Annotated in this window: 21 protein-coding genes; 14 read left to right on the top strand and 7 right to left on the bottom strand. The window is 61.3% G+C overall.

The window, feature by feature from the left end:
- Nucleotides 1–16: 16 nt before the first annotated feature.
- Nucleotides 17–1,104, top strand: a protein-coding gene (locus WS75_RS23345) for an IS3 family transposase (RefSeq protein WP_156429857.1) whose coding sequence is annotated in 2 segments (ribosomal slippage) — nucleotides 17–278 and nucleotides 278–1,104 — 1,089 coding nt in all. Because the reading frame shifts where the segments join, the coding sequence is not laid out codon by codon here.
- 428 nt (nucleotides 1,105–1,532) lie between these two features.
- On the top strand, nucleotides 1,533–2,915 hold the full coding sequence (locus tag WS75_RS23340) for a DUF4145 domain-containing protein (protein WP_082729709.1): 1,383 nt from the start codon (nucleotides 1,533–1,535) through the stop codon (nucleotides 2,913–2,915).
- Between the two features lie 189 nt (nucleotides 2,916–3,104).
- Here WS75_RS23340 and tnpC read toward each other — a convergent pair whose 3' ends face one another.
- Genes tnpC through tnpA form a run of 3 tightly spaced genes read right to left on the bottom strand, consistent with a single transcriptional unit; the run spans nucleotide 3,105 to nucleotide 5,446 of the window.
- A complete protein-coding gene (gene tnpC / locus WS75_RS23335; protein WP_059683591.1) occupies nucleotides 3,105–4,655 on the bottom strand; it encodes an IS66 family transposase in 1,551 nt (516 codons plus the stop codon).
- 51 nt (nucleotides 4,656–4,706) lie between these two features.
- On the bottom strand, nucleotides 4,707–5,048 hold the full coding sequence (tnpB, locus tag WS75_RS23330) for an IS66 family insertion sequence element accessory protein TnpB (RefSeq protein WP_036047966.1): 342 nt from the start codon (nucleotides 5,046–5,048) through the stop codon (nucleotides 4,707–4,709).
- Nucleotides 5,045–5,446, bottom strand: coding sequence for an IS66-like element accessory protein TnpA (gene tnpA / locus WS75_RS32715; protein WP_174919101.1), 402 nt, complete (start codon nucleotides 5,444–5,446; stop codon nucleotides 5,045–5,047). Before tnpA ends, tnpB begins: the two co-directional genes overlap by 4 nt.
- 431 nt (nucleotides 5,447–5,877) lie before the next feature.
- On the opposite strand from tnpA, the gene WS75_RS32710 reads away from it, so the two are divergent.
- Nucleotides 5,878–6,216: a colicin immunity protein gene (locus WS75_RS32710; protein WP_082729707.1), complete on the top strand. Its 339-nt coding sequence runs from the start codon at nucleotides 5,878–5,880 to the stop codon at nucleotides 6,214–6,216.
- A gap of 250 nt (nucleotides 6,217–6,466) precedes the next feature.
- On the opposite strand, the gene WS75_RS23315 is transcribed toward WS75_RS32710, so the two are convergent.
- Nucleotides 6,467–6,958 carry a hypothetical protein gene (locus tag WS75_RS23315; RefSeq protein WP_059683584.1) on the bottom strand — a complete coding sequence of 164 codons (492 nt, stop codon included), beginning with the start codon at nucleotides 6,956–6,958 and terminating at the stop codon, nucleotides 6,467–6,469.
- Between the two features lie 54 nt (nucleotides 6,959–7,012).
- On the opposite strand from WS75_RS23315, the gene WS75_RS23310 reads away from it, so the two are divergent.
- The 4 genes from WS75_RS23310 to WS75_RS23290 all read left to right on the top strand — a co-directional run bounded on the left by WS75_RS23310 (nucleotide 7,013) and on the right by WS75_RS23290 (nucleotide 10,946).
- Nucleotides 7,013–7,696 (top strand): SOS response-associated peptidase family protein, encoded by a 684-nt coding sequence (locus WS75_RS23310; protein WP_059683582.1) that lies wholly within the window; start codon nucleotides 7,013–7,015, stop codon nucleotides 7,694–7,696.
- Nucleotides 7,697–8,143: 447 nt separating this feature from the next.
- Nucleotides 8,144–9,298, top strand: a complete 1,155-nt coding sequence (locus WS75_RS33790) for an AAA family ATPase (protein WP_156429856.1) — start codon at nucleotides 8,144–8,146, stop codon at nucleotides 9,296–9,298.
- The gene (locus WS75_RS33785) at nucleotides 9,291–9,998 is read left to right on the top strand and encodes a hypothetical protein (protein ID WP_156429855.1); all 708 of its coding nucleotides are present in this window, start codon (nucleotides 9,291–9,293) and stop codon (nucleotides 9,996–9,998) included. The genes WS75_RS33790 and WS75_RS33785 overlap by 8 nt, the downstream gene beginning before the upstream one ends.
- Nucleotides 9,999–10,436: 438 nt before the next feature.
- Nucleotides 10,437–10,946 (top strand): hypothetical protein, encoded by a 510-nt coding sequence (locus WS75_RS23290; protein WP_156429854.1) that lies wholly within the window; start codon nucleotides 10,437–10,439, stop codon nucleotides 10,944–10,946.
- Between the two features lie 173 nt (nucleotides 10,947–11,119).
- Here WS75_RS23290 and WS75_RS23285 read toward each other — a convergent pair whose 3' ends face one another.
- Nucleotides 11,120–12,760, bottom strand: coding sequence for a recombinase family protein (locus WS75_RS23285; RefSeq protein WP_059683749.1), 1,641 nt, complete (start codon nucleotides 12,758–12,760; stop codon nucleotides 11,120–11,122).
- 15 nt (nucleotides 12,761–12,775) lie between these two features.
- Here WS75_RS23285 and rimO point away from each other — a divergent pair, with 15 nt between their 5' ends.
- The 4 genes from rimO to WS75_RS23265 all read left to right on the top strand — a co-directional run bounded on the left by rimO (nucleotide 12,776) and on the right by WS75_RS23265 (nucleotide 17,030).
- Nucleotides 12,776–14,149, top strand: coding sequence for a 30S ribosomal protein S12 methylthiotransferase RimO (gene rimO, locus WS75_RS23280; protein WP_179948941.1), 1,374 nt, complete (start codon nucleotides 12,776–12,778; stop codon nucleotides 14,147–14,149).
- A 3-nt stretch (nucleotides 14,150–14,152) separates the two neighbouring features.
- Nucleotides 14,153–15,079 carry a sugar kinase gene (locus WS75_RS23275; RefSeq protein ID WP_059683572.1) on the top strand — a complete coding sequence of 309 codons (927 nt, stop codon included), beginning with the start codon at nucleotides 14,153–14,155 and terminating at the stop codon, nucleotides 15,077–15,079.
- Nucleotides 15,080–15,189: 110 nt separating this feature from the next.
- The gene (locus tag WS75_RS23270) at nucleotides 15,190–15,732 is read left to right on the top strand and encodes a hypothetical protein (protein WP_059683569.1); all 543 of its coding nucleotides are present in this window, start codon (nucleotides 15,190–15,192) and stop codon (nucleotides 15,730–15,732) included.
- 113 nt (nucleotides 15,733–15,845) lie between these two features.
- Nucleotides 15,846–17,030: a cystathionine beta-lyase gene (locus tag WS75_RS23265; RefSeq protein ID WP_059683567.1), complete on the top strand. Its 1,185-nt coding sequence runs from the start codon at nucleotides 15,846–15,848 to the stop codon at nucleotides 17,028–17,030.
- Between the two features lie 85 nt (nucleotides 17,031–17,115).
- Here the strand turns inward: WS75_RS23265 and serB are convergent, their stop codons facing one another.
- Nucleotides 17,116–17,961: a phosphoserine phosphatase SerB gene (gene serB / locus WS75_RS23260; protein WP_059683565.1), complete on the bottom strand. Its 846-nt coding sequence runs from the start codon at nucleotides 17,959–17,961 to the stop codon at nucleotides 17,116–17,118.
- Nucleotides 17,962–18,150: 189 nt separating this feature from the next.
- The gene (locus tag WS75_RS23255) at nucleotides 18,151–19,092 is read right to left on the bottom strand and encodes a LysR family transcriptional regulator (protein ID WP_059683564.1); all 942 of its coding nucleotides are present in this window, start codon (nucleotides 19,090–19,092) and stop codon (nucleotides 18,151–18,153) included.
- Between the two features lie 123 nt (nucleotides 19,093–19,215).
- On the opposite strand from WS75_RS23255, the gene WS75_RS23250 reads away from it, so the two are divergent.
- From WS75_RS23250 to WS75_RS23240, 3 genes are all read left to right on the top strand, one after another.
- The gene (locus WS75_RS23250; RefSeq protein WP_059683562.1) at nucleotides 19,216–20,232 is read left to right on the top strand and encodes a zinc-binding alcohol dehydrogenase family protein; all 1,017 of its coding nucleotides are present in this window, start codon (nucleotides 19,216–19,218) and stop codon (nucleotides 20,230–20,232) included.
- Between the two features lie 248 nt (nucleotides 20,233–20,480).
- Entirely contained in the window at nucleotides 20,481–21,032 is a 552-nt protein-coding gene (locus tag WS75_RS23245) for a DUF6013 family protein (protein WP_059683744.1), read from the top strand.
- 232 nt (nucleotides 21,033–21,264) lie between these two features.
- Entirely contained in the window at nucleotides 21,265–21,738 is a 474-nt protein-coding gene (locus WS75_RS23240) for a PliI family lysozyme inhibitor of I-type lysozyme (RefSeq protein WP_059683559.1), read from the top strand.
- Nucleotides 21,739–21,753: the final 15 nt, after the last annotated feature.

The following is a 21,753-nucleotide window of genomic DNA, read 5'->3' as shown; positions in this document are numbered from 1 at the left end:
GAGGGAGTTCTACGGAATGAAGAAATCGAGATTCACGGACAGCCAGATCATGGACGCGCTCAAGCGCGTGGAATCGGGGCTGTCGGTGCCGGACCTGTGCCGGGAGTTGGGCATCAGCACGGCGACGTTCTACAAATGGCGTTCGAAGTACGGCGGCATGGACGTTTCGCTGATCGCGCGGATGAAGGAACTGGAGGCCGAGAACGCCCGGCTGCGCAAGATGTACGTCGAGGAGAAGATCAAGGCCGAGATCGTAGCGGAGGCGCTCGCAAAAAAAGATTGAGGCCATCTTGCCGGCGTAAGATGGCCATGCATGCGGTGTGCAGCCGGGGCGTATCGATCCGGCTGGCATGTGAGGCATTTGGGATCAGCCAGGCCTGTTATCGGTACGTCGGTCGGCGCAGCGCCGAGAACGACGAGATTGCGAACTGGCTGCTGCGCCTGACGGACAACCACCGGAACTGGGGCTTCGGACTGTGCTTCCTGTACCTGCGCAACGTGAAAGGCTTCGGCTGGAATCACAAGCGCGTGTACCGGATCTATTGCGAACTGGAGTTGAACCTGCGAATCAAGCCGCGCAAGCGACTGGTCAGGCAGGTCCCGGAACCGCTGGCGGTGCCGTCTGCCGTCAATCAGGTCTGGTCGATGGACTTCATGCACGACCAACTTGCCGACGGACGTAGCATCCGGCTGTTCAACGTGATCGACGACTTCAACCGCGAGGCACTCGGCATCGAGATCGACTTCTCATTGCCGTCCGAACGCGTGATCCGTGCGCTGCGGCAGATCATCGGTTGGCGCGGCAGGCCCAAAGCGATTCGGTGCGATAACGGGCCCGAGTACCTGAGCGCGGCGATCATCGAATGGGCCCGACAGTACGGCATCAGGCTCGACTACATCCAGCCGGGCAAGCCGCAGCAGAATGCGTATGTCGAACGATTCAACCGGACCGTACGGTACGAATGGCTGTCGCAGTACCACTGGGAAGACTTGGACCACGTGCAGCGCTTCGCGACCGATTGGATGTGGACTTACAATCATGACCGCCCGAACATGGCCCTGGGCGGATTTACGCCAAAGCAGCGGTTGGCCATGGCCGCTTAGTTTCTATTTCTGAACCCCGTGGAAAACGGGGGGATTACCCTGACGGCTGTGGCACGTTAGCTATATAAGGCTGGACCAGACCAAGCAGACTGCGTCAGATGGTCTGACTCAGTTCGGCCATAACTTGCCGTTCAACGAGGGGAGAACCTGCCGCTCGAGGGCTGCATTACTCTGCGAAATCAGGTACTCCATCGGACTTACCGCCGTTGAGTCCGATGTCGGGATTTCGAATGGATTCGTATCGAGAGGCCACGGTTCCGCAACCGCGAACGCGGGAAGCTCCACGGAACTTCCGCTTGCCCTTATTCGGGTGAGTCACCCACCGTGGTGGTGTCTCCATGGGTATCGCCGCGCGAACGTGTGAACCTCGGTATCAAATGCAATATTGTTGCGCAAGCATTGTCCCTGCATGATCTACCGTTGAAGAAATGTTCTATCATCGAGCACCTCTGCTCCCTGATTCGCCCTTCAATCAAATGACACCGATTTTCAACGATCTCGATCTTGCAGACTTGGTTTCTAAGCACGTGGGCGAATGTTATCGAGAGGCGGTCGAGTTCTCGACAGTGCTCCCCTCGTATGCGTTGGTCCGATTTCGAGATGCCCTCGATGGCCTTTGTGACCATCTTGCGAAGGAAGCAGGACTTAATCAGGTCGAGACCAGTCTATTCGAAAAAATCAACAGACTCCGGGGTACGCCACTCGAGGGCAGAATGCTCCAGGACTGTCTTCATCGAGCTCGGAAACTATGCAACAAAGGCGCTCATAGAACGTCAGCTGCAACCATCCAAGAGGGAGCATTCGAGTTTCAGCCGGAAAGCGAAAAGCTCGCCCAGTATGCGGAAGAAGTTCGTCGGTTGGTCCTGCAGGGCATGGAGTTTTTATACTGCGAGAAATTCTCGCTTGAGGTGATGCCAGCTTATGTCTTGATCGCGATCGACACGCAGCACTTCAAAGACGTACTTTACGCAGCGACAGTTGGCAAAGATGCTGCAATGAAATTTAAGGCCGGACTTATATGCGAGGGAGAGGCCGATCGTCGCAGGGCAATGCATCCTGCCCTGATTTTGACGACCGAATTCGCCAACGAGCTGCGCCAACTTAGACGGTTGGCCGCCATGTTCTACCAGTCGTCTTTCTTGATAAAGCCAAATGTTGAGGCAGAGTTTCGCTATGCTCAGTTCGTTGAACAGGGGTTAATCGACGGAGATAAAAAGGAACAAGCTATCGAGATGATCGGTAGGGCGGCGGACTCAGGCTTGGGAGAAGCCTGCTACTACTACGGCGCGATCCTTTATGAGGATAAGAGCGATTACGCCAACGCCGAACGATTATGGCTGAAGGCGGTCAAAACGAATGCTCCCCGGGCCTATTGCGGATTGTGGGATATCTACGCCTCAGGGACGGCTCGTGCTCCCGATTTGGAGAAAGCAATGGCATTCTTGCGCTTAGGCGCAGAGCAGGGTGACAGTGCTTGCATGCAGCAACTCGGGCGTTGCTACCACGAAGGCTTGGGCGTTGAAAAAGATGACAATCAAGCGCGACTCTGGTTACAGAAGGCCATAGACGAGGGCAATATCGGTGCACGATATTATCTGACCATGAAAGTCGAAGGGGAGGCCGACCGGATTGCGAACCAATTTGCGTTGCTAGGGCATCTGCTGTCGGGAAAGTCAGCTTCGGCCAGTCGGGATCCCGATCCGTACGATCCGTGCCCCTGTGAGTCGGGAAAGAAGTACAAGTGGTGTTGTAAAGGAAAAGACTTTCCGGCCAAAATCAAGGTTGACGTATTTGGTCGCCGAATTCGGTAAGTACGAACTATTGCACGCAGACAGGCTATCCTCGGACGCGATCCACAAAAATTTTTGAATGTCGCCTTCGGGGCGATCTGCGCCGGTCGCGTGCGCTGGGCGGCGGCCGGCCGAGTTCGGCCAAGAAGAGACAATCGTAAGCACTCGACCAGCACCGTAGCGTAGGTCGTTGACGACGGGAGCGCGATGCTATCGGATGGGTTCGACGTGGGCAGTAGACGGAAGCGCCGACGCCACGTTCCACGGCAACAACTCGTCGATGCGGTTGATCGGATGGTCAGCAATGCGCTCGAGCACGTAGGCGAGATACGCCTCGGGATCGAGGCCATTCAGGCGTGCCGTGCCGATCAGGCTATACATCGCGGCGGCACGTTCGCCACCGGAGTCGGCGCCGGCGAACAAGTAATTCCGTCTGCCGAGGGCGACGCCGCGCAGTGCTCGCTCGGCGATCAGGTTGTCGATTTCCGCACGCCCGTCGCTGCAGTAGTAGATGAGCGCCGGCCAGCGATTCAGCGCGTACTGAATCGCCTTGGTCGTGTCGGATTTTGCAGAGAGCGTGGCGAGCGTTGCTTCGAACCAGCGTTTCATGTCGTCGAGCAGCGGTATCGCTCGCGCCTGGCGCACACTGTGTCGCTCATCAGGTGGTTTGCCACGGATCTGCTCCTCGATCTTGTAGAGCGCGCCGATCCGGTGCAGCGCTTCCTCCGTTACCGCATTGGGACGGACGGCATGTAGATCATGGATCTTTCGGCGAGCGTGGGCCATGCAGGCAGCTTCCTGGATGGTGCCGCCGCGATACAGCTCGGCATAGCCGGCAAACGCATCGGCCTGCAGCACGCCGGTGAAGTCTGCAAGATGCTGCTGGGGATGCTCGCCCCGTCGATCGGGCGTGTAGGCGAACCAGACTGCTGCCGGCTCGTCGGAAGCGCTCGGCCGATCATCGCGCGCGTAGACCCACAGGCGTCCTGTCTTTGTGCGACCGTTGCCGGGCGCCAGCACTGGCAGCGGCGTGTCGTCCCCGTGAACCTTGCCGCCGGCTAACGTGTATTGGCGGACGGTGGCGACCAGCGGTGCAAGCAGCGCCGTGATGCTCCCCATCCAATATCCCATCGCACCCGGATCGATCCCGACGCCGTCGCGCGCGTACATGACTGCCTGGCGATGCAGCGGGATGTGGTACGCGAACTTCGACACGGCGATGTGCGCGAGCAGCGCCGGACCCGGGATGCCACGATCGATCGGTCGACTCGGTGCCGCGGCCTGCACGATGCGATCGCAGCATGCGCAGGCCAGCTTCGGACGGCGGTGGCGAATCACGCGGAAGTGCGCCCGGACGTATTCGAGCTGTTCCGCGACGTCTTCGCCCAGCGGTTTGAGTTGCCCGCCGCAATCGGGGCAGTCATCATCGGCGGGCAGATGGATGCGCTCTTCGCGCTCAAGGTGATCGGGCAACGGCTTGCGGCCGACACCTTCGCGACTCGGCCGTTTCACTGCAGCAGCCGCGGCCATATCGGCCGAGCCTTCATCGGCCTGCAGGTCTTCCAGCCGCAATTCAAGCTGTTCGATCTGGCGATCCAGCTTCTCCGATTTTCGGCCGAACTGCATCCGGCGCAGCTTGGCAATCGTCAGCTTCAGATGCTCGATCTCAATCGCGCGCGACGAGAGCTGCTCGCGCAAGCTGGCGACCATCGCCTTCAGCGCTTCAATGTCGTCGGGGAGATCGGTGGGAGCAGCGGACATGCGGTGAGCTTACACGACGCCACCCACAAGCTCTCCACGCGTAATGAACGTTTACAATGCGCTTCGCGGGCGTACCGCATCGATCGGCTGCCGCCAATCGAAACCTTCGAGCAAGAGCGCGAGCTGAGCGGTCGTCAGCGCAACAACACCGGCATCGGCGCGCGGCCACGCGAAACGTCCTTTCTCGAGGCGCTTCGAGAGCAGGCACAGGCCACCGTCGCACCACCACAAGCACTTCAGCAAGTCGCCGCGCTTACCCCGGAACACGAACACGTGCCCGCTGTAGGGATCCTTCTCCAGCACGGTTTGTACCTTCGCGGCTAACGAGTTGAAGCCGGAACGCATGTCCGTGACGCCCGCCGCGATCCAGATTCGCGTGTTCGGCGGGATCACTTCAGACAGTCTCGCAAATACTGTTCGGCGAACTCCTGCGACACACCGCGGATACGAATACGTCGTTTGCCGACCTCGATCTCGATTTCGCAGCCTGGCGGCATCGCCGGGCTCGCCGACACGTCCGGCGTTTGCGGCAGAGCGTGATGTGGGATGTCCTTCGCAGGCAGATCGACCACATCAACCGGTAGCAGCGCGATGTTTGGTACCGACGATGCAGGTCGCGTATCGAGTAAGCTTCTTCGCCACTGCGCGACCATATTGGCGTTCAAGCCGTGCGCACGCGCGACCTCGGCAATCGAGCGATTCGGATCGTTCGCTTCGGCAGCAACCGCTTCCCGAAACTCCTTCGTGTAGTTCCTCGATCCCGGTCGTCTTCCATGCACCACTGGCTTCATCAATCTGATTCCCATTACATCTGATGGGAATCAGATTGCCGGTGCCGTGCCCTCATGAACAGACGGTACGTGTCGAGCGCTTACAGACAATCGACATGTGGGGCGAGATTGCTGACAATTTGGCTAGGCTCGAGGGAACCACCAATCATGGAGATCATGAGTGTCTTTGCATGACGTTGTGTCGCTTCCATTCACGTTAGTGAGTCACGGCCAGCTTGGCGCCGCGTGCGTGCTTTTTTTCTTCTACATGCTCATCCTAGTTTGTATCGCCGGAGCATTGTTCGAGATTGCCAACTTTGCTGGAGTGAAGACGCAGACCGGGAGTGCCCAGATCATAACCGTTGCGCAAAGCGGCCATTGGCGTCGTCCGCAATCGCGAAGAACGATCTAAAATGAACTCCTGATGGTTGGATTGAATTGGAATCAACCCAATGAACATCGATCATTCTCGCGTCTACGATTCGTCGGATGATTTTTTTTCCCTCGATGGAAGCATTGTGATGAAGCTTTCTACCGACGCGGCAATTGCAGTTTGTGAGCGGGCGGTCCAACACGGCTTGGTTGTCGCTCGGATCGAAGGTGGCATATGGCATTTTCCTGGATTCGAAGCGAGGGTCGATTGCATTTGGGATGGTGCTGATCCCCCTATTGACCTGGACGCGGCGGAACGAAACAATCAAAGGGCAGCCGAGTTCATTCGATCGGAAAGCCCTCCACATGATGTTTTCTTGGTGACGTCCCCACCGATGACAGGCTGGAAAACCAGATAGCCACGGGGCTTTTGACGCCGTTCCCCAAGAATGAAATCGCCCGAAGAAATCGGGCAGGCCACTCCTATGATGTAACTCGACCACGCAGATTTACACCCAAGCACGGTCCGTTAATTCCACGGTAAACGTCCGATTTGCCAAGACGTCAAGGTCCGAAACGGGTCGATCACGGCCCTTGATGAGGTGACGTCCAAGCAATCTCAGACCTGATCTGACTCTGACCGAGAGGTCACGTCTAGACCTACACACATTAGCGCATACCGGCGCGTCTCATCTCTGCTCTAAGCAGATGCATGAGGCGATACAGCTGACCTTGCGCGCCGGCCAGATCGCCTTTGTTCGCTACGTTCTTGTCTGTGTAGACGTACCATTCCTCGACCCGCTCAAGCGATTTGCGAAGAGCGCGGATCTCAAGGATCAGCCAGCGCACCTGAAGGTCGGTGTACTCGCGCCAAAGCGCGCGTAGCTCGGCGTCCGTTGGTGCATCGAACTCGGGTATCGCCGCCTTCATCTTGAAGCGCGGATCCGTTAGAGGAACCCGATTTCGATCTATCCTAGTCGCCTCGATCGGGTGGTAAGGGGCGAGAAAGACCGATCGCTCGTCGTTCTCGATCCAGCACTCGAATTCACGTTTTGTGAGCTCAACCGGGGTCCTCCGGCGTTGTTTGTCGCCCTGGAACCCGTACTCCCAAATGTAAGCCCACTGCGGCTTGATCACGTCGCCACCACTGTATAAAAACACAGTATATTTCGAGATAAGCTACGTGAGTCAAGATCGAATAAATGGGGGCGGATAGTGTGTACAAACTACCGGGCGCCGAATGAGGACTACGAGATTCGCGAACTGCGGATCGAGCCGTTCAGCGATCTGTACCGCGACTTTCCGTGGAAGCCTGAGATCTACCAGGACTATGACGCGCCGATCGTGGCGAGCATCGACGGGAAGTTCAAGCCGCTGATCGCCGGCTTCGGTTTCTGGCCGCGCGCGCTGCAAAAAGCCAATGTCGAGAAGGCGAAGGAGCAGGGCCGCAAGCCGCCCATCATCCGGAGCACTATGAACGTGCGCGACGACAACCTCGGGAAGTCGCCTCTATATGGGCCTGCATGGCGCGCCGGGCGTCGCTGCCTGATTCCGGCCAAGTGGATCTACGAGCCGAACTGGGAGACGGGCAAGCACGTGCGCTATCGGATCGGCCTGGCAGGCTGGCGGCCGATGTGCGTCGCCGGCATCTGGCGCACGCTGCAGCGGCCGGACGGCACTGAGCACCACACCATGGCGATGATCACGGTGAGCGGCGACGAGCACCCGCTCATGAAGCACATGCACCGACCCGGCGACGAGAAGCGGTCAGTCGTGATCCTGCGACCGGACGACTGGGAGGAATGGCTGACGACACCGAATGTCGAGGCCGCGCGCGCGATGCTGCAGCTCTTCCCGGCGGACCAGATGGTGGCCGAACCGGGGGCTGAGGACGGCTAAATTAGGGCCCGTTGCGGATTGAGGGGAACTTCGGTGACCGGCTCGGAGTAGCCCCTTGTCCGCAGACATGTCGGGCGTACGCGTTGATTAGGGCGACACGTTTCAACAGGGGCGGCTATGGGTTCACAGTTGTGCTGCGACGACAGTCGGAAACTGCTATCGGGGTGGCTACAAGGTCGTCAAGGCATCGCCTGATGAAGCCTACGACGTCATCCCAGTGCAGAAACTCTCTGTAGCTTCCTATTCGCTAACCATGGCTTACTCGCCGGGTGCAGGTGAAGGCAACGAGCACACCGTCGTTGATGGTGGCGCTGGGAGCACTGAAGCTGTCGGCGTGATTATCGCATTTCTCGAGGAAGGGAAAGCTTGCCAATTGAGCTACACTCTCATACTGTTGATGACCTACTGTTCCCGCGCTTCTGCAGCTTGCGCGGATGAGGAGAAATAATGCGTCTTAAATCCCTCACATACCAAGAGTACGCGGATAGTCCGCAGTTCTGGTGCCTCGAAAAAATTACTTATGGGCCAAGGATGCTCGTTGTCGGAAAGAATGCGGCCGGCAAGACGAGATCAATTAATGTACTTGCCTCGCTCGCGAGGAACCTGTCGGGACGACAACCACCCGGATTAGCAGGTGAATATTTCGTCGAATTCGATCATGGCGAACATGCATATACATATGAGGTTCGGTTTAACGAAGGCGAAGTTGAGCGCGAACGGATTGTTATTGGAGAAAAAGAATATCTCTCTCGCGGCGCTGGCGGATTCGGGACGATCTTCGCTGAGAAAATAGGAGAGGTGATCGACTTTCAGCTTCCTCCAAATATCCTTGCGGCAACGGCGCGGCGAGATGTTGTGCAGCATAGTTTTATCGAGCCATTGTTTGAATGGGCGGACTCGCTTCGATATTATCAGTTTGCTGGAATTGTGCAAGGTGCGTTGGCTGTCTTTGTGCCGGGAGCGCAACCTGTCGATATTCGCGACCAAAATGCGGTGGCGGGGATATTTAGAGAGGGAAAAAAATTATTTGGCGATGAATTCGTCGAATCGATCAAAAAAGATATGTCATTGCTTGACTATGCCGTCGATAAAATTGATTTGGCTCCTCCGGTAACAATCCGAGTCAATGGATTTGGTCCGCAACAGCCTGTTTCCTTGTGCGTTCACGAGACTGGCTTGTCAGGCGTGACGGATCAATTAGGAATGTCGACAGGCATGTTTCGCGTGCTTGCATTATTGATCCACGTGAATTTCGCGAAATTCAAAGGTGCTGTTAGCACAGTATTGGTCGATGATATTGGGGAGGGGCTGGATTTTGACCGCTCATGTAGGCTGATCGAATTGCTTCGAAGTAAGTCGCAGCAGCATGAGTTTCAACTGATAATGTCGACAAATGATAAATTCGTGATGAATCATGTTCCGCTCGACGAGTGGACGGTTTTGCATCGAGAGGGTAGTACGGTTCATGTGAGAAACAAAGAAAACTCGAAAGCTGCGTTCGATGAATTTAAGTTCACGGGGCTTAGTAATTTTTCTTTCTTTGAAATGAACGCTGTCGAGATGGCGCGAGAAGCCGACGACGAAGAGGGGCGCGATGCGTAGATTGGCGATTTTTGTGGAAGGATATACTGAATTATTGTTCGTTGACAGATTAATTCGTGAGATCGCGGAAAAAAAGCAACTTGCTATTCAGCATCGTAAAATTCGCGGCGGTGGGCGAGACGGGAAGGTGGCTAAGCGATACGTTGAGCTACAAGTTCCCACTGAAATAAACGGTATATCGCATTATGTGCTTATTGTTGACTGTGGCGGTGAGCAGCTAGTCGCACAACGCGTGAGGGAAGAGCATGCGTCGTTAAGCGACAATGGTTACGAAAAAATAATAGGCATCAGAGACGTATTCCCGAATTTTACTAAGACCGATGTTCCATTACTAAGGAGGGCGATGCAGTACGCTATCAAGACGAAGCTCGCACCTGTTCAGTTTATTTTATCAATCATGGAAATAGAGGCATGGTTTCTTTCTGAACATATGCATTTCCCTAAAATTGATCCGGCAATAACAGCTGCTGCTATACACGGAGCACTGGGCTTTAACCCTATGGCCGACGATATGTCTGACAGGCCAGCACCCGCTGACGATATGATCGCTGCCTACCAGTTGGGGGGCAAGACGTACACGAAAGGTAGTGCGGACGGAACGATCCATGCGCTTGATTATGACCATGTATATATGGGTCTGAGAGACCGTATCCCTGACCTAAACGATCTTCTGACATCAATTGACACCTTCCTCGCGTAATACGAGCGTTTGCTCATGCAATGGTTACGACCAAGCGCTCGGAGCGCCGCGTTGCGTCCATGGAAGTCCGCATAGAACCTAAATTTTTCTTGAAGATGAGGGGATTGTGCTAGGCCAGACAAGTTTCTCGCGACGCCGCATATTCCAATATTTCATTATTGGCAATCGAAATATATGTGAAATATTCAAGGATGGTGATTCCTGTGCCGTGGGTTCGAGTCGAATAACGTGACGTTTCTCGGATGCACAAGTCTGGCACCAAGAAGCGGTCGGTCGTAATCTTGCGGCCGGGACGACTGGGAAGAGTGGCCGACGATGCCGGGCGTCTATGCCGCGCGTGCGATGCTGCAGCTATAGCCCGCGGAGGACATGGCCGCGGAGCCAGCAGATGGCAATCCTGTTGCCGCTGAAGTACAACAATGATTGGAGGCGATGGCAATGTCACTGGCACCAACTCTCGCCACGGTTGCTGATCTATACCGGAAGCTGGAACGCGAGTCTCGCCGCACTTTCGGCTCGACCGATCCCGTAGCTAAGGCAGATCACTTTTTCAATTTCTGCGTTACTGCCAGTGCAATGCGTGACTATGCGTTAGAGCAACTTGGCAAGATTAGCGACGAAGACCAGCGACCTTTTTTCGATGAGTGGAGCGCGATTCCCTCTCTTGTTGCGGCCCATGAAATCGCGAATACATCGAAGCATTTTGTCCTTCGTGACCGACGAACGAGATTGCCTCGACCGGTCAAGACACGTGACGTCCAGCATCACAAGGCGAAATTTGTCGAGGTATATGAGGACAAAGACGGACACTACCATTGGAACGATGCCGAATACCCTACGATTAGCATCGTGCTTTCGGATGAAACAACTATGCAGTTGCACGACTTTACTCGAGTCGTCATTGAATATTGGAGGACGTTCCTCCTCAAGCATGCAGTCCACATCTGATGCCGAAACGGGTGTGTGTTTTTCTGCCTTCGCATGTAGTGCCACTGTACACATCAACAGCATTGACGATCTCACCGACCCGCATCGCGATGCGAGTCTGCTGCCTGTCAACTGATCTTGCATACAGTGGAGTCGGACTTCAAATCCGGCCGAAGGGCACTGACAATCGGATTTCACATTGGATGGCGGTCCGGCAAATTAACGTCTTCTGCTGCACGCCACTCGCCAGTTTTCCGATCGACGTGGAGCAAACGTGTAGTGCCTCGCTTCGCAATGAGAAGCAACCCGATGGTTCCGTCGGCTACGTCCGGTTGAAATCCGGACTGGTAGACCACGATCCGCGAGAATGTGTCCGCCACTAGTTGGCGAGCGAGCATGCGCGCGTCGTAGTCGAGGTGCTCGACGCCATTCACCAACTCCCGCCACGCGTCTGCTGCGGCCGGTGCTACGTTCGAAGCCGACGCGGCGAGTTGGTGCTCGAACGAGTCGATGTGGCGGCGCTCGCTCGCGAGCTGACTTTCGAGCTCGCGGACGCGGCGCAACACGGCTGCAGGGGCTTCGCCGTCGTCCAGCAGCAACGCATCCGTGACGCGCTGAACCTGTGCTTCGAGTTCCGCGACGCGCTGGCGCGCTCGGGCCAGCTGTGCGCTCACCGTCGCCGTACCCGCGTCGCCTTCGAGTAACCGAGTCAAATTTATCTGGTCTGAGCAATACAGCATCAGCGCGCGTTCGACCGGGACAACGCTGCAGCTCCCGCTGACTTTGCAGCCGGCGCCTGTGCTGTACGTGACGCAGTGCAGTCGGCGATGACCCGGAGCGGGGCGCCCGTCTGCCATACGTTTGCGACTCATGAGGTTTTGCGCCACGATTGCTGCGCCGCAGTATCCGCAGTAAGTGATACCGAGCCCGGTTACAACGCCGGGAATCTCTCCCTTACCTTTGCGCCTGCCGCGTTGCTCCGCGAGATAGCGTAGTTCGGCAAACTCGGCGGCGGAGAGCAGGGCTGGGTAATATCCCTCGAGGCGGAACGTCTCGCCGTCGACCTCCACGGACTTTTCGCCGACCAGCATCCGGTTTGCGAGGATCTTGTAGATGTGCGACGCGGCCATGCGGCCGCTCTCGGTAACTGCGAGCCCGCGCTCGCTTAGTTCGCGAATCGTCCGAACGGCACCGTGCCCCTGTTTGAACATTTCGACGACCAGGCGAACTGCCGCGGCGCGCTCCGGTATCAGCTCGAACCCGCCGCCTTCACCTTCCCGGACCCACTGCGGATCCTTCCCGGCCCGAATCGGCGCGCGCCACGTGCCGGCGATCCAGCCCTGACACTGCCGGCGGATCGCCGCCTTGACGCGCTTGCTCTTCGTATCCGATTCTTCGTGTGCCCGGATCATGACCAACAAGCTGTATACGAGATCCATCGGTTGCGCCTTGAGGCGCTCACGGTTGTACTCCCGCCCGTCGCTGGCCGTTACTACGGTGATGCCGGCGTTTACGATTTGCGCGAGCTGCGCCTGTGCTTGTAGGGGCTCGGCGCGGCTCAACCGATCCAGACCCTCTACGATCAGCACCGAGCCGGCATGCACCTGTCCGTCCTCGACGGCGCGCAGAAACACCCCGAGCGCGCCTTGGCGGACGTGGCGCTCGTGGTAGGCCGACAGCCCCTCGTCCCGAAGTGATAGGGATGCATCGAGTTCCAGATCGTGATCGGCCGCCCAGCGGGCTGCGTACTCAAGCTGGCGGTCTATGCTGCCGCCGGCCGCTTGTTTTGGGTCGCTGAACCGTAAATAGCTGTAAACTCTCGCTTTTGCTGCCAAGCCCCACACTCCCAGATGTCTCAAAAAATTTCATCGGCACCGCGTATAGGTATGGTATCCCTCGGGTGCCCCAAGGCGCTCGTCGACTCCGAACAAATCATCACCCAACTGCGCGCCGAAGGTTATGAAATCTCCGGCACCTACGACGGTGCCGACCTCGTCGTCGTCAACACTTGCGGCTTCATCGACGAGGCCGTGCAGGAAAGCCTCGACGCGATCGGCGAAGCGCTGACCGAGAACGGCAAGGTGATCGTCACCGGCTGCCTCGGCGCGAAGTCGAGTGCCAGCGGCTCGAACCTCATCGAGGAAGTCCACCCGAAGGTGCTCGCCGTCACCGGCCCGCACGCGGTGGGTGAAGTGATGCAGGCCGTGCACTCGCATCTGCCGAAGCCGCACGACCCGTTCGTCGACCTCGTGCCGGCCGCCGGCATCAAGCTCACGCCGCGCCACTATGCGTACCTGAAGATTTCCGAAGGCTGCAACCACCGCTGCACGTTCTGCATCATTCCGTCGATGCGCGGCGACCTCGTGTCGCGCCCGGTCGCGGAAGTGATGCTCGAGGCGGAGAACCTGTTCAAGTCGGGCGTGAAGGAACTGCTCGTGATCTCGCAGGACACGAGCGCGTACGGCGTCGACGTGAAGTACCGCACGGGCTTCTGGAACGGCAAGCCGATCAAGACGCGCATGACCGACCTGGTCGCCGCGCTCGGCGAACTCGCCGCGCAGTACGGTGCATGGGTGCGCCTGCACTACGTGTACCCGTATCCGAGCGTCGACGAAGTCATTCCGCTGATGGCCGAAGGCCCGTTCAAGGGCCACGTGCTGCCGTATCTCGACGTGCCGTTCCAGCACGCGCATCCGGAAGTGCTGAAGCGCATGAAGCGCCCGGCGAACGCCGAGAAGGTGCTCGAGCGCGTGCAGAAGTGGCGCGAGATCTGCCCGGACCTGACGATCCGCAGCACGTTCATCGCCGGCTTCCCCGGCGAGACGGAAGAGCAGTTCGAAACGCTGCTCGACTTCATCCGCGAGGCGGAACTCGATCGCGTCGGCTGCTTTGCCTATTCGCCGGTCGAAGGCGCGACGGCGAACGACCTGGACGGCGCACTGCCGGACGACGTTCGCGAAGAACGCCGCGCGCGCTTCATGGAAGTCGCCGAGGAAGTGTCGGCGAACCGCATCCAGCGCAAGGTCGGCAAGACCCTCAAGGTGCTGATCGACGAAGTCGGCGAGGAAGGCGGTATCGGCCGCACGGCGGCGGATGCGCCGGAGATCGACGGGGTCGTCTACGTCGAACCGGCGACGAAGGCGTCGAAGCGCTACAAGGTCGGCGATTTCGTGTCGGTGAAGATCACCGGCGCGGACGGCCACGACCTGTGGGGCGAGGTTTAAGCGATGACCGCCGCGTTTCCGGAGATCCTCGCGCTCGGCGAGGCGATGATCGAATTCAACCAGTCGCAGCCGGGGCGTCCGGAGTTCCTGCAGGGCTTTGGCGGCGACACGTCGAACTTCTGCATCGCCGCGGCGCGCCAGGGTGCGTCGACGGGCTTCGTGTCCGCGATCGGCGACGATCCGTTCGGCCGCTTGCTGGCCGACATGTGGGCGGCGGAGCGCGTCGACACGACGTACGTGCGGATCGACCGCTCGGCGCCGACCGGCGTGTATTTCGTCACGCACGGCGCTGATGGTCACCAGTTCGACTATCTGCGCGCGGGCTCGGCGGCGAGCCGCTATGCGGTGGCCGACCTGCCGCTCGATGCACTGGCGGCGGCGAAGGCCGTGCACCTGTCGGGCATCAGCCTCGCGATCAGCACGGCCGCGTGCGACGCCGCGTTCGCGGCGATCGATCACGCGCGCAGCAACGGCGCGCAGGTCAGCTTCGATACGAACCTGCGCCTGAAACTGTGGCCGCTGCCGCGTGCCCGCGCGGTGATGCGCGAAGCGCTGCGCCAGACGGACATCTGCCTGCCGAGCTGGGACGACGTCACGGCGCTCACGGGCGCGAACGATCGCGACGCGATCGTCGATGCGATGCTCGAACACGGGCCGCGGGTCGTCGCGCTGAAGCTCGGCAAGGAAGGCGCGTACGTGGCGACCCCGAACGAACGGCGTGTGGTGCCGGGCTTCGCGGTCGAGGCCGTCGACGCGACGGGCGCGGGCGACTGCTTCGGCGGCGCGTTCGTTGCACGGATCGTCGCGGGCGACGATCCGTTCGCGGCCGCGCGTTATGCGAACGCGGCGGCGGCGCTGTCGACGACGGGTTACGGCGCGGTCGCGCCGATTCCGCTGCGCGAGGCGGTGGAACGCCTGATGCAGGGCTGACGCGGATCACGCACGCCGGTCGTGGCCACGCGTGCGTGACGATGACCATCGGCGGCAGGCAGCATGGCGCCGCGTTTTTCGAGCGAATCTGAAGCAAGGAGCAACACAAGGTGGGTCGATATTCCGAATGGCAACGGGCGCTGGTGATCGCCAGTGTGCTGGCGGCGGGCCTCGCGATGCCGGGCGTGGTCGCGGCGCAGACCGTCGCGGCGGGCGCGCAGCAGGATGAAGCGGCGCCCGCGCGGCCGCTGCGGCCGAATCCGGAATTCGCCCGCCTGCCGCGCTACGAGGGCACGCTCGGCGACCGGCCGATCGTCGTGCATCTCGGGCCGAAGACGGACGAGGAAGGCGTGCACGGCGAATACCAGTTCACGGACACGGGCGAAGTGGTGCTGCTCGCCGGCGATCGCGACGGAGACACGCTCGAAATCGAGGAATCGAACGACGGCACGAACATCACGGGCGTGTGGATCGGCCGCTTCGACGCGACGGGCGACCTGAAGGCCGACCGGATGAACTCGGACGAATCGGATCCGCAACCCGTCGTGCTGCGCCCGGCGCCGGGCAAGCGCGCGGCACTGCAGGTGCGCGACGGCCGCGTACAGGAAATCGAGACGGTCGGCGGCATCGTCGACCTGCGCACCACCAACTGAGCGCGCGCTGGCTCGGTGCGCGCGGCGCGCATTGTACCGGGCCAAGCGCGCCGATTTTGGCTACTCTAGCCACATATTCCGCAACCGAACGGCCTTTCCCCCGGTCTCCAGCCATGACTGCATCCACTTCGAAGCGCGCACTCCAGACCCGCATCGTTCAACCCGACGACATCATTCCGGAAGGCTTCCGTTCGTTCGTCCCGCCGGTCGAGCGTGCATCGACGGTCGTGTTCCCCGATCTCGCGACGATGCGCGCGCTGGTCTGGCACAACGACAATCAGTGGCGCTATGGACTGCACGCAACGCCGACGTCGCTCGTGCTCGCGCAGCGGCTCGCCGAGATCGAGGGCGGCACGCATGCGCTGTTGCAGCCGTCTGGCCTCGCGGCGATCATGAACGTCTATTTCGGGATCGTGAAGGCGGGCGACGACGTGCTGATCCCGAACAACGTCTACGGGCCGAACGCCGATTTCGGCAACTGGCTCGCGAAGGATTTCGGCATCGTCGCGCGCTTCTACGATCCGCTCGTCGGTGCCGGCATTGCCGACCTGATCCAGCCGAACACGCGGTTGATCTGGATCGAGGCGCCGGGCTCGGTGACGATGGAAGTGCCCGACGTGCGCGCGATCACGACGGTCGCACAGGCGCGCGGCGTCGTCACCGCGATCGACAACACGTATTCGGCCGGCCTCGCGTTCAAGCCGTTCGAGCATGGCGTCGACATCTCGGTGCAGGCGCTGACCAAGTATCAATCGGGCGGCAGCGACGTGCTGATGGGCGCGACCATTACCGCGAACGCGGCGCTGCACGCGCAACTGAAGCTCGCGCGGATGCGCTGCGGGATCGGCGTCTCGGTCGATGATTGCTCGCTCGTGCTGCGCAGCCTGCCGAGCATGCAGGTGCGTTTCGACGCGCACGGCAAGAGCGCGCTCGCGCTCGCGCAATGGTTGAAGGCACGCCCGGAGATCGCGGCCGTGCTGCATCCGCAGCTGCCGGACTGTCCGGGGCACGCATCGTTCGTGCGCGACTTCACCGGCGCGGGCGGGCTGTTCTCGGTGGTGTTCGATGAGCGCTACAGCAGCGAGCAGATCGATCGTTTCGTCGAGGCGCTCGAGCTGTTCGCGATCGGCTGGAGCTGGGGCGGTGCATGCAGCCTCGCGATGCCTTACGACGTGGCGTCGATGCGTGCGGAGTGGCCGCATCGCGGCACGCTGGTGCGCTTCTATGTCGGTCTCGAAGACGAAGCCGACCTGCGTGCGGACATCGAGCGCGCGCTGCAGGCTACGCTCGGCCGATAACGGAACCGAAGCGGAAAAACGAAACGCCCGCGCGATGCAACATCGCGCGGGCGTTTTTTCATGGGCGGTGCGCGCCGACCGGAAATCAGAACAGCCGCAGCAGCCCGTCGAGGCCCACGTGGTCGAATGCGACGGTGGCCGCGTCGCGCACAACGGGCTTTGCGTGGAACGCGACCGACAGCCCGGCTTCGGCCATCATCTTCAGATCGTTCGACCCGTCGCCCATCGCGATCGCGCGGCGCGGCTCGAGGCCGAGCGATGCGCAGGTTTCGCGCAGCATGCGCGCCTTCACGTCCGCGTTGACGATTTCGCCGAGCACCTTGCCGGTCAGCTTGCCGTCGACGATCTCGAGCGTATTGGCGTGCGCGTAGTCGAGGCCGAGGCGCGCCTTCAAGCGCTCGGTGAAGAACGTGAAGCCGCCCGACACGAGCAGCGTCTTCAGTCCCGCGGCCTTCACGCCGGCGAGCATCGTCTCCGCGCCCGGCGACAGTTGCAGCCGTTCCTCGTACACGCGCTCGAGCGCCTGCGCATCGAGCCCCGCGAGCAGCGCGACGCGACGTGTGAGGCTTTCGTTGAAGTCGCGGATCTCGCCGCGCATCGATGCCTCGGTGATCTCCGCGACCTGCGTCTTCAGCCCGCAGAAATCGGCGATCTCGTCGATGCATTCGATCGTGATCAGCGTCGAATCCATGTCCATCACGACGAGCCCGAACTCGCCGAGCGTACGGCCGGCTTCGACGAAGCCGAAGTCGAGCGCGTGCGTGCCGCAATACGCGTCGATGTCGAGCCGCTGCGCGGGGTTTGCGTTTTCGATACGCAACGCGTGATCGTCGGTCTGCACGATGCGGGTGCCGCGCGACAGCGCGAGCAGCGGTTTGTGATGTGCGTCCGACAACGGCGCGAGACTCTGGATGACGAGGTTGTGGGTCATGACGGAATGATTGGAAGCGAATGAAACGCGTGCGCGGCCGGCATGCGGCCGCCTGCGAACGCGGGCCCCGTCCGGCGTCGGGCCGTCGCGTCGCGAACGCGCCATTGTAGCCGGTTGGTGCCCGGGCGCGACCGGATCGCCGCGGATGCCCGTCTGGCGCCGCCGCAAGCTCCGCTCCCGGGATGGCGCCTAGCGTTCGTCCGCGCGATCCCAGTAAGGCGGATCGCCGAAGTGTTCGGCCAGGAACGCGATGAACGCGAGCGTCTTGAGCGGCACGTGCGCGCGGCTCGGATAGACGGCCCAGATCGCGACGTCGTTCGCGAACGGGTAATCATCGAGCACCGTGACGAGCGCGCCGCTCGCGAGCAGCGGGCCGACGTCCCAGGTCGATTTGATCGCGATGCCGAAGCCGTCGACGAGCGCTTCGCGGATCGCCTCGCCGTTGCTCGCGACGAGCCGGCCGCCGACCCGCACGGTGAGCGGGCCTTGCGGCGTGACGAACGACCAGTCGCGCTGGTCGCCGAGGATCACGCATTCGTGCTGCGCGAGATCGGCCGGATGGCGCGGCGTCCCGTGTTCGGCGAGATACGCGGGCGAGCAGCACAGCACGCGCCGGTTCGTGGCGAGCTTGCGCGCGACCAGCGTCGAGTCCTTCAGCGCGCCGAGGCGGATCGCGACGTCGTAGCCGTCGTCGACGAGGTCGACGATCTCGTCGGAGAGCCGCAGGTCGAGCGACACGGACGGGTAGCGGCGCAGGAATGCGGGAATCACGGGCGCGACGTGCTGGCGGCCGAACGACGACGACATCGACACCTTCAGCCGTCCGTACGGCTCGCTGCGGCCGTGGCCGACCGACGCGCGCGCGGCGTCGGCCGCCGACAGCAGCGCCTCGGCGCGGGCCATGAAGACTTCGCCGTCCTGCGTGAGGCTGATGCGGCGCGTGGTGCGATGCAGCAACCGCGCGCCGAGCTGGCGCTCCAGTTGCGCGATGCGCGCACTTGCGACCGCGGCCGACACGCCGAACTCGCGCCCGGCCGCGCTCACGTTCGCGAGCAGCGCCGCACGCACGAACAGGCCGACGTCGAGCAGGTCGAGCGGCTTGTTGGGGGCCGGAATCGGATCGGACGCCATTATTCTGAAATTCCTGAAAATGTTTCAGGAAATATAGCGGTTTTCTCGAATGATTGGGTCGCCTACGATGACATGCGTGGGGCTGCGCCGCAGCCCGCCCGATTTCCCTGAAGGAGTTTCGTGATGAAAGCTGTTGGACTGACCCGTTATCTGCCGATCGACGACCCGCAGGCGCTCGTCGACGTGGAACTGCCGCAACCCGTGCCGGGCCCGCGCGATCTGCTGGTGAAGGTCGAGGCGATCTCCGTGAACCCGGTCGACACCAAGGTGCGCGCGCCGAAGCCGCAGGTCGAGGAGACCCCGCGCGTGCTCGGCTGGGATGCGGCCGGCACGGTCGTGGCGGTCGGTGCCGAGGTGACGATGTTCCGGCCCGGCGACGAGGTGTTCTATGCCGGCAGCATCACGCGCCCCGGCGCGAACAGCGCATTCCACACGGTCGACGAGCGGATCGCGGCGATCAAGCCTCGCTCGCTCGATTTCGCGGCGTCGGCGGCGTTGCCGCTCACCGCGCTGACCGCGTGGGAGGCGCTGTTCGACCGGCTGCGCGTGTCGCCGCAGGGCGCGGACGCGGGCAAGTCGGTGCTGATCATCGGCGGTGCGGGCGGGGTGGGTTCGATCGCGATCCAGCTTGCGAAGACGCTCGCCAAGCTGCACGTGATCGCGACCGCGTCGCGGCCGGCGTCGGCCGAATGGGTGCGCTCGCTCGGCGCGGACGAGGTGGTCGACCATTTCGGCGACTTGCCCGCGCAACTGCGCGAGATCGGTCATGCGAACGTCGACTACGTGCTGATCTTCAACGACACGGATCGTCATTTCCCTGCCGCGGCGGAAGTAATCCGGCCGCAGGGCGGCATTTGCACGATCGTCGAGAACGAGAAGCCGATTCCCGTCGAGCTGCTGAAGGCGAAGAGCGCCGCGTTTCACTGGGAGTTCATGTTCACGCGCGCGATGTTCGAGACGCCGGACATGATCGAGCAGCACAAGATCCTGAGCGAGGTGGCGAGGCTCGTCGACGGCGGCACGCTGCGTACGACGCTCGGTGAGCAGCTCGGCACGATCAACGCCGCGAACCTGCGGCGCGCGCACCAACTGCTCGAGGCCGGGCGCGCGATCGGCAAGCTGGTGCTGAGCGGCTTCTGAGTGCCCCCGAACCCGTCGCTTTGCGCCAGGCCCCCGAGGGGCTTCCTTCGGGGCGGAAGACGCGAGGCGGCCCGGCGTTTTCCTGAGCGCCGGCATTGCACGTACGGGATATGGCTTCGCGAACGCAAGCGGGGTAACACCCGATGCGTTTGCGGCGCATTGCATGCCGCTTGGCGGTAGACTGGCAACGCATCATGCATCGAAAACCGCGCGGCACGCGCGTGCCGCCGCATTACAAGGAGGTCAGCATGAGCCAACGCAGCTTGTCAGTCGCCGCATCGTGGTCTGCCGTGTTCGCGGCGGCGTGCGTCAGCGCGAGCGTATTCGCGGCGCCGCCTGTCAAGGGTAGCCTGAAGGGCGGCGGGACGGGGCAGCTCGAATACACCGTCAAGGTCGACTCGAAGACCTTCGGCAATACGCAGGAGACCCGCAAGATCCGCTCGGGCGAAACGGACGACTTCAACTGGAAGTCGGTGCCGCCGGGTGGCGCGATCGCGATGCCCGACGGATGCCCGAACGCCGACAATCTGCCGCGCGACGCGAACGGCGCGATGGTGCGCCAGACCCAGGTGCGGCTCGCACCGTCGGTCGACGCGAAGGGGATCGCGAACGTGCAGATGAGCTTCCAGGCCGCCGCGCCGAAAGGCACGCGCAACGTGAGCGCGGGCGGCAAGTCGCTGCAATGCCCGGACGTCGTGTCGGTGAGCCAGGTCAAGTGGGTGTCGATTTCGACCAATGGCGGGTCGAAGTCCGTCACGATGAGCGACGGCACGAAGGTGACGGTGTCGATCAAGCACTGAGCGGGGTGCGCGGCCGGTGAGGCGTCCGGTGCGCGCGCAACCATCGCGATGCGCATCCGGGCGATCCGGGCATGGTCGCGCGTGGCTTCGGGCCTTTTCGTTGAGCGATGTTCGACTTCGTCGCGCCCGGCACGAGCCGGTAGCGTGGCCATTCGCGCGGCGGCCTGCGTGACGTCATGCGGCTGTCACGCTATCCTTCCGGCATCCCCCATCTTCCCCGAACGACATTTCGATGAAACATTGCATGCGCGTGCTGCTGTCGGTTGCTGCGTTCGTCGCTGTCCATGCGCAGGCAGCCGACGATTGCAGCTTCGTGAAGAAAGTCGAGCTGCCGTCGCGACAGCAGTCCGCCGTCGTGTCGAGCGGCGCGCTCGAACCGTGCTCGACCGGCAGTTATGCGGTGCGCGTGTATTCGACCGCGCATGCCGCACCCGGCTTCGATACGGACGACTACGTGACCGGCGTGCTGCATGCGCGTGACGGCACCGTCGCCGATGCGTTCACGGCCGACCTCGGCGCGCGTGCGCCGCAGGCGCTCGTCGTTACGACGCGCTCGGCCGGCAGCGGCGGTTACGTCAGCGCGCAGGCCTATGTGACGACGCCGCGTGCGGTTCGGCTCGTCGCATCGGTCGACGGGCTGGCGCCCGACGCCGACGTCACGGCCGCGTTGCGCCGGGCCATCGGCAAACGCCGCGCTGTCCGCTGACCGCATGCCACGCGG

The sequence above is a fragment of the Burkholderia sp. FL-7-2-10-S1-D7 genome (assembly GCF_001524185.1).
Classification (GTDB): domain Bacteria; phylum Pseudomonadota; class Gammaproteobacteria; order Burkholderiales; family Burkholderiaceae; genus Burkholderia; species Burkholderia diffusa.
The sequence above is the reverse complement of the archived record's forward strand: the minus strand, read 5'-3'. Positions and strand labels throughout refer to the sequence as shown.

What these genes read in the sequence shown, in the direction of transcription:
- WS75_RS23240 (WP_059683559.1), top strand. Translation starts at nt 21,265, where the DNA reads ATGAAACATTGCATGCGCGTGCTGCTGTCGGTTGCTGCGTTCGTCGCT.
- WS75_RS23265 (WP_059683567.1), top strand. Translation starts at nt 15,846, where the DNA reads ATGACTGCATCCACTTCGAAGCGCGCACTCCAGACCCGCATCGTTCAA.
- serB (WP_059683565.1), bottom strand. Translation starts at nt 17,961, where the DNA reads ATGACCCACAACCTCGTCATCCAGAGTCTCGCGCCGTTGTCGGACGCA.
- WS75_RS23340 (WP_082729709.1), top strand. Translation starts at nt 1,533, where the DNA reads ATGTTCTATCATCGAGCACCTCTGCTCCCTGATTCGCCCTTCAATCAA.
- WS75_RS23245 (WP_059683744.1), top strand. Translation starts at nt 20,481, where the DNA reads ATGAGCCAACGCAGCTTGTCAGTCGCCGCATCGTGGTCTGCCGTGTTC.
- WS75_RS23290 (WP_156429854.1), top strand. Translation starts at nt 10,437, where the DNA reads ATGTCACTGGCACCAACTCTCGCCACGGTTGCTGATCTATACCGGAAG.
- WS75_RS23250 (WP_059683562.1), top strand. Translation starts at nt 19,216, where the DNA reads ATGAAAGCTGTTGGACTGACCCGTTATCTGCCGATCGACGACCCGCAG.
- WS75_RS23275 (WP_059683572.1), top strand. Translation starts at nt 14,153, where the DNA reads ATGACCGCCGCGTTTCCGGAGATCCTCGCGCTCGGCGAGGCGATGATC.
- tnpC (WP_059683591.1), bottom strand. Translation starts at nt 4,655, where the DNA reads ATGTCCGCTGCTCCCACCGATCTCCCCGACGACATTGAAGCGCTGAAG.
- WS75_RS33790 (WP_156429856.1), top strand. Translation starts at nt 8,144, where the DNA reads ATGCGTCTTAAATCCCTCACATACCAAGAGTACGCGGATAGTCCGCAG.
- WS75_RS23255 (WP_059683564.1), bottom strand. Translation starts at nt 19,092, where the DNA reads ATGGCGTCCGATCCGATTCCGGCCCCCAACAAGCCGCTCGACCTGCTC.
- WS75_RS33785 (WP_156429855.1), top strand. Translation starts at nt 9,291, where the DNA reads ATGCGTAGATTGGCGATTTTTGTGGAAGGATATACTGAATTATTGTTC.
- WS75_RS32710 (WP_082729707.1), top strand. Translation starts at nt 5,878, where the DNA reads ATGAACATCGATCATTCTCGCGTCTACGATTCGTCGGATGATTTTTTT.
- tnpA (WP_174919101.1), bottom strand. Translation starts at nt 5,446, where the DNA reads ATGAAGCCAGTGGTGCATGGAAGACGACCGGGATCGAGGAACTACACG.
- rimO (WP_179948941.1), top strand. Translation starts at nt 12,776, where the DNA reads ATGTCTCAAAAAATTTCATCGGCACCGCGTATAGGTATGGTATCCCTC.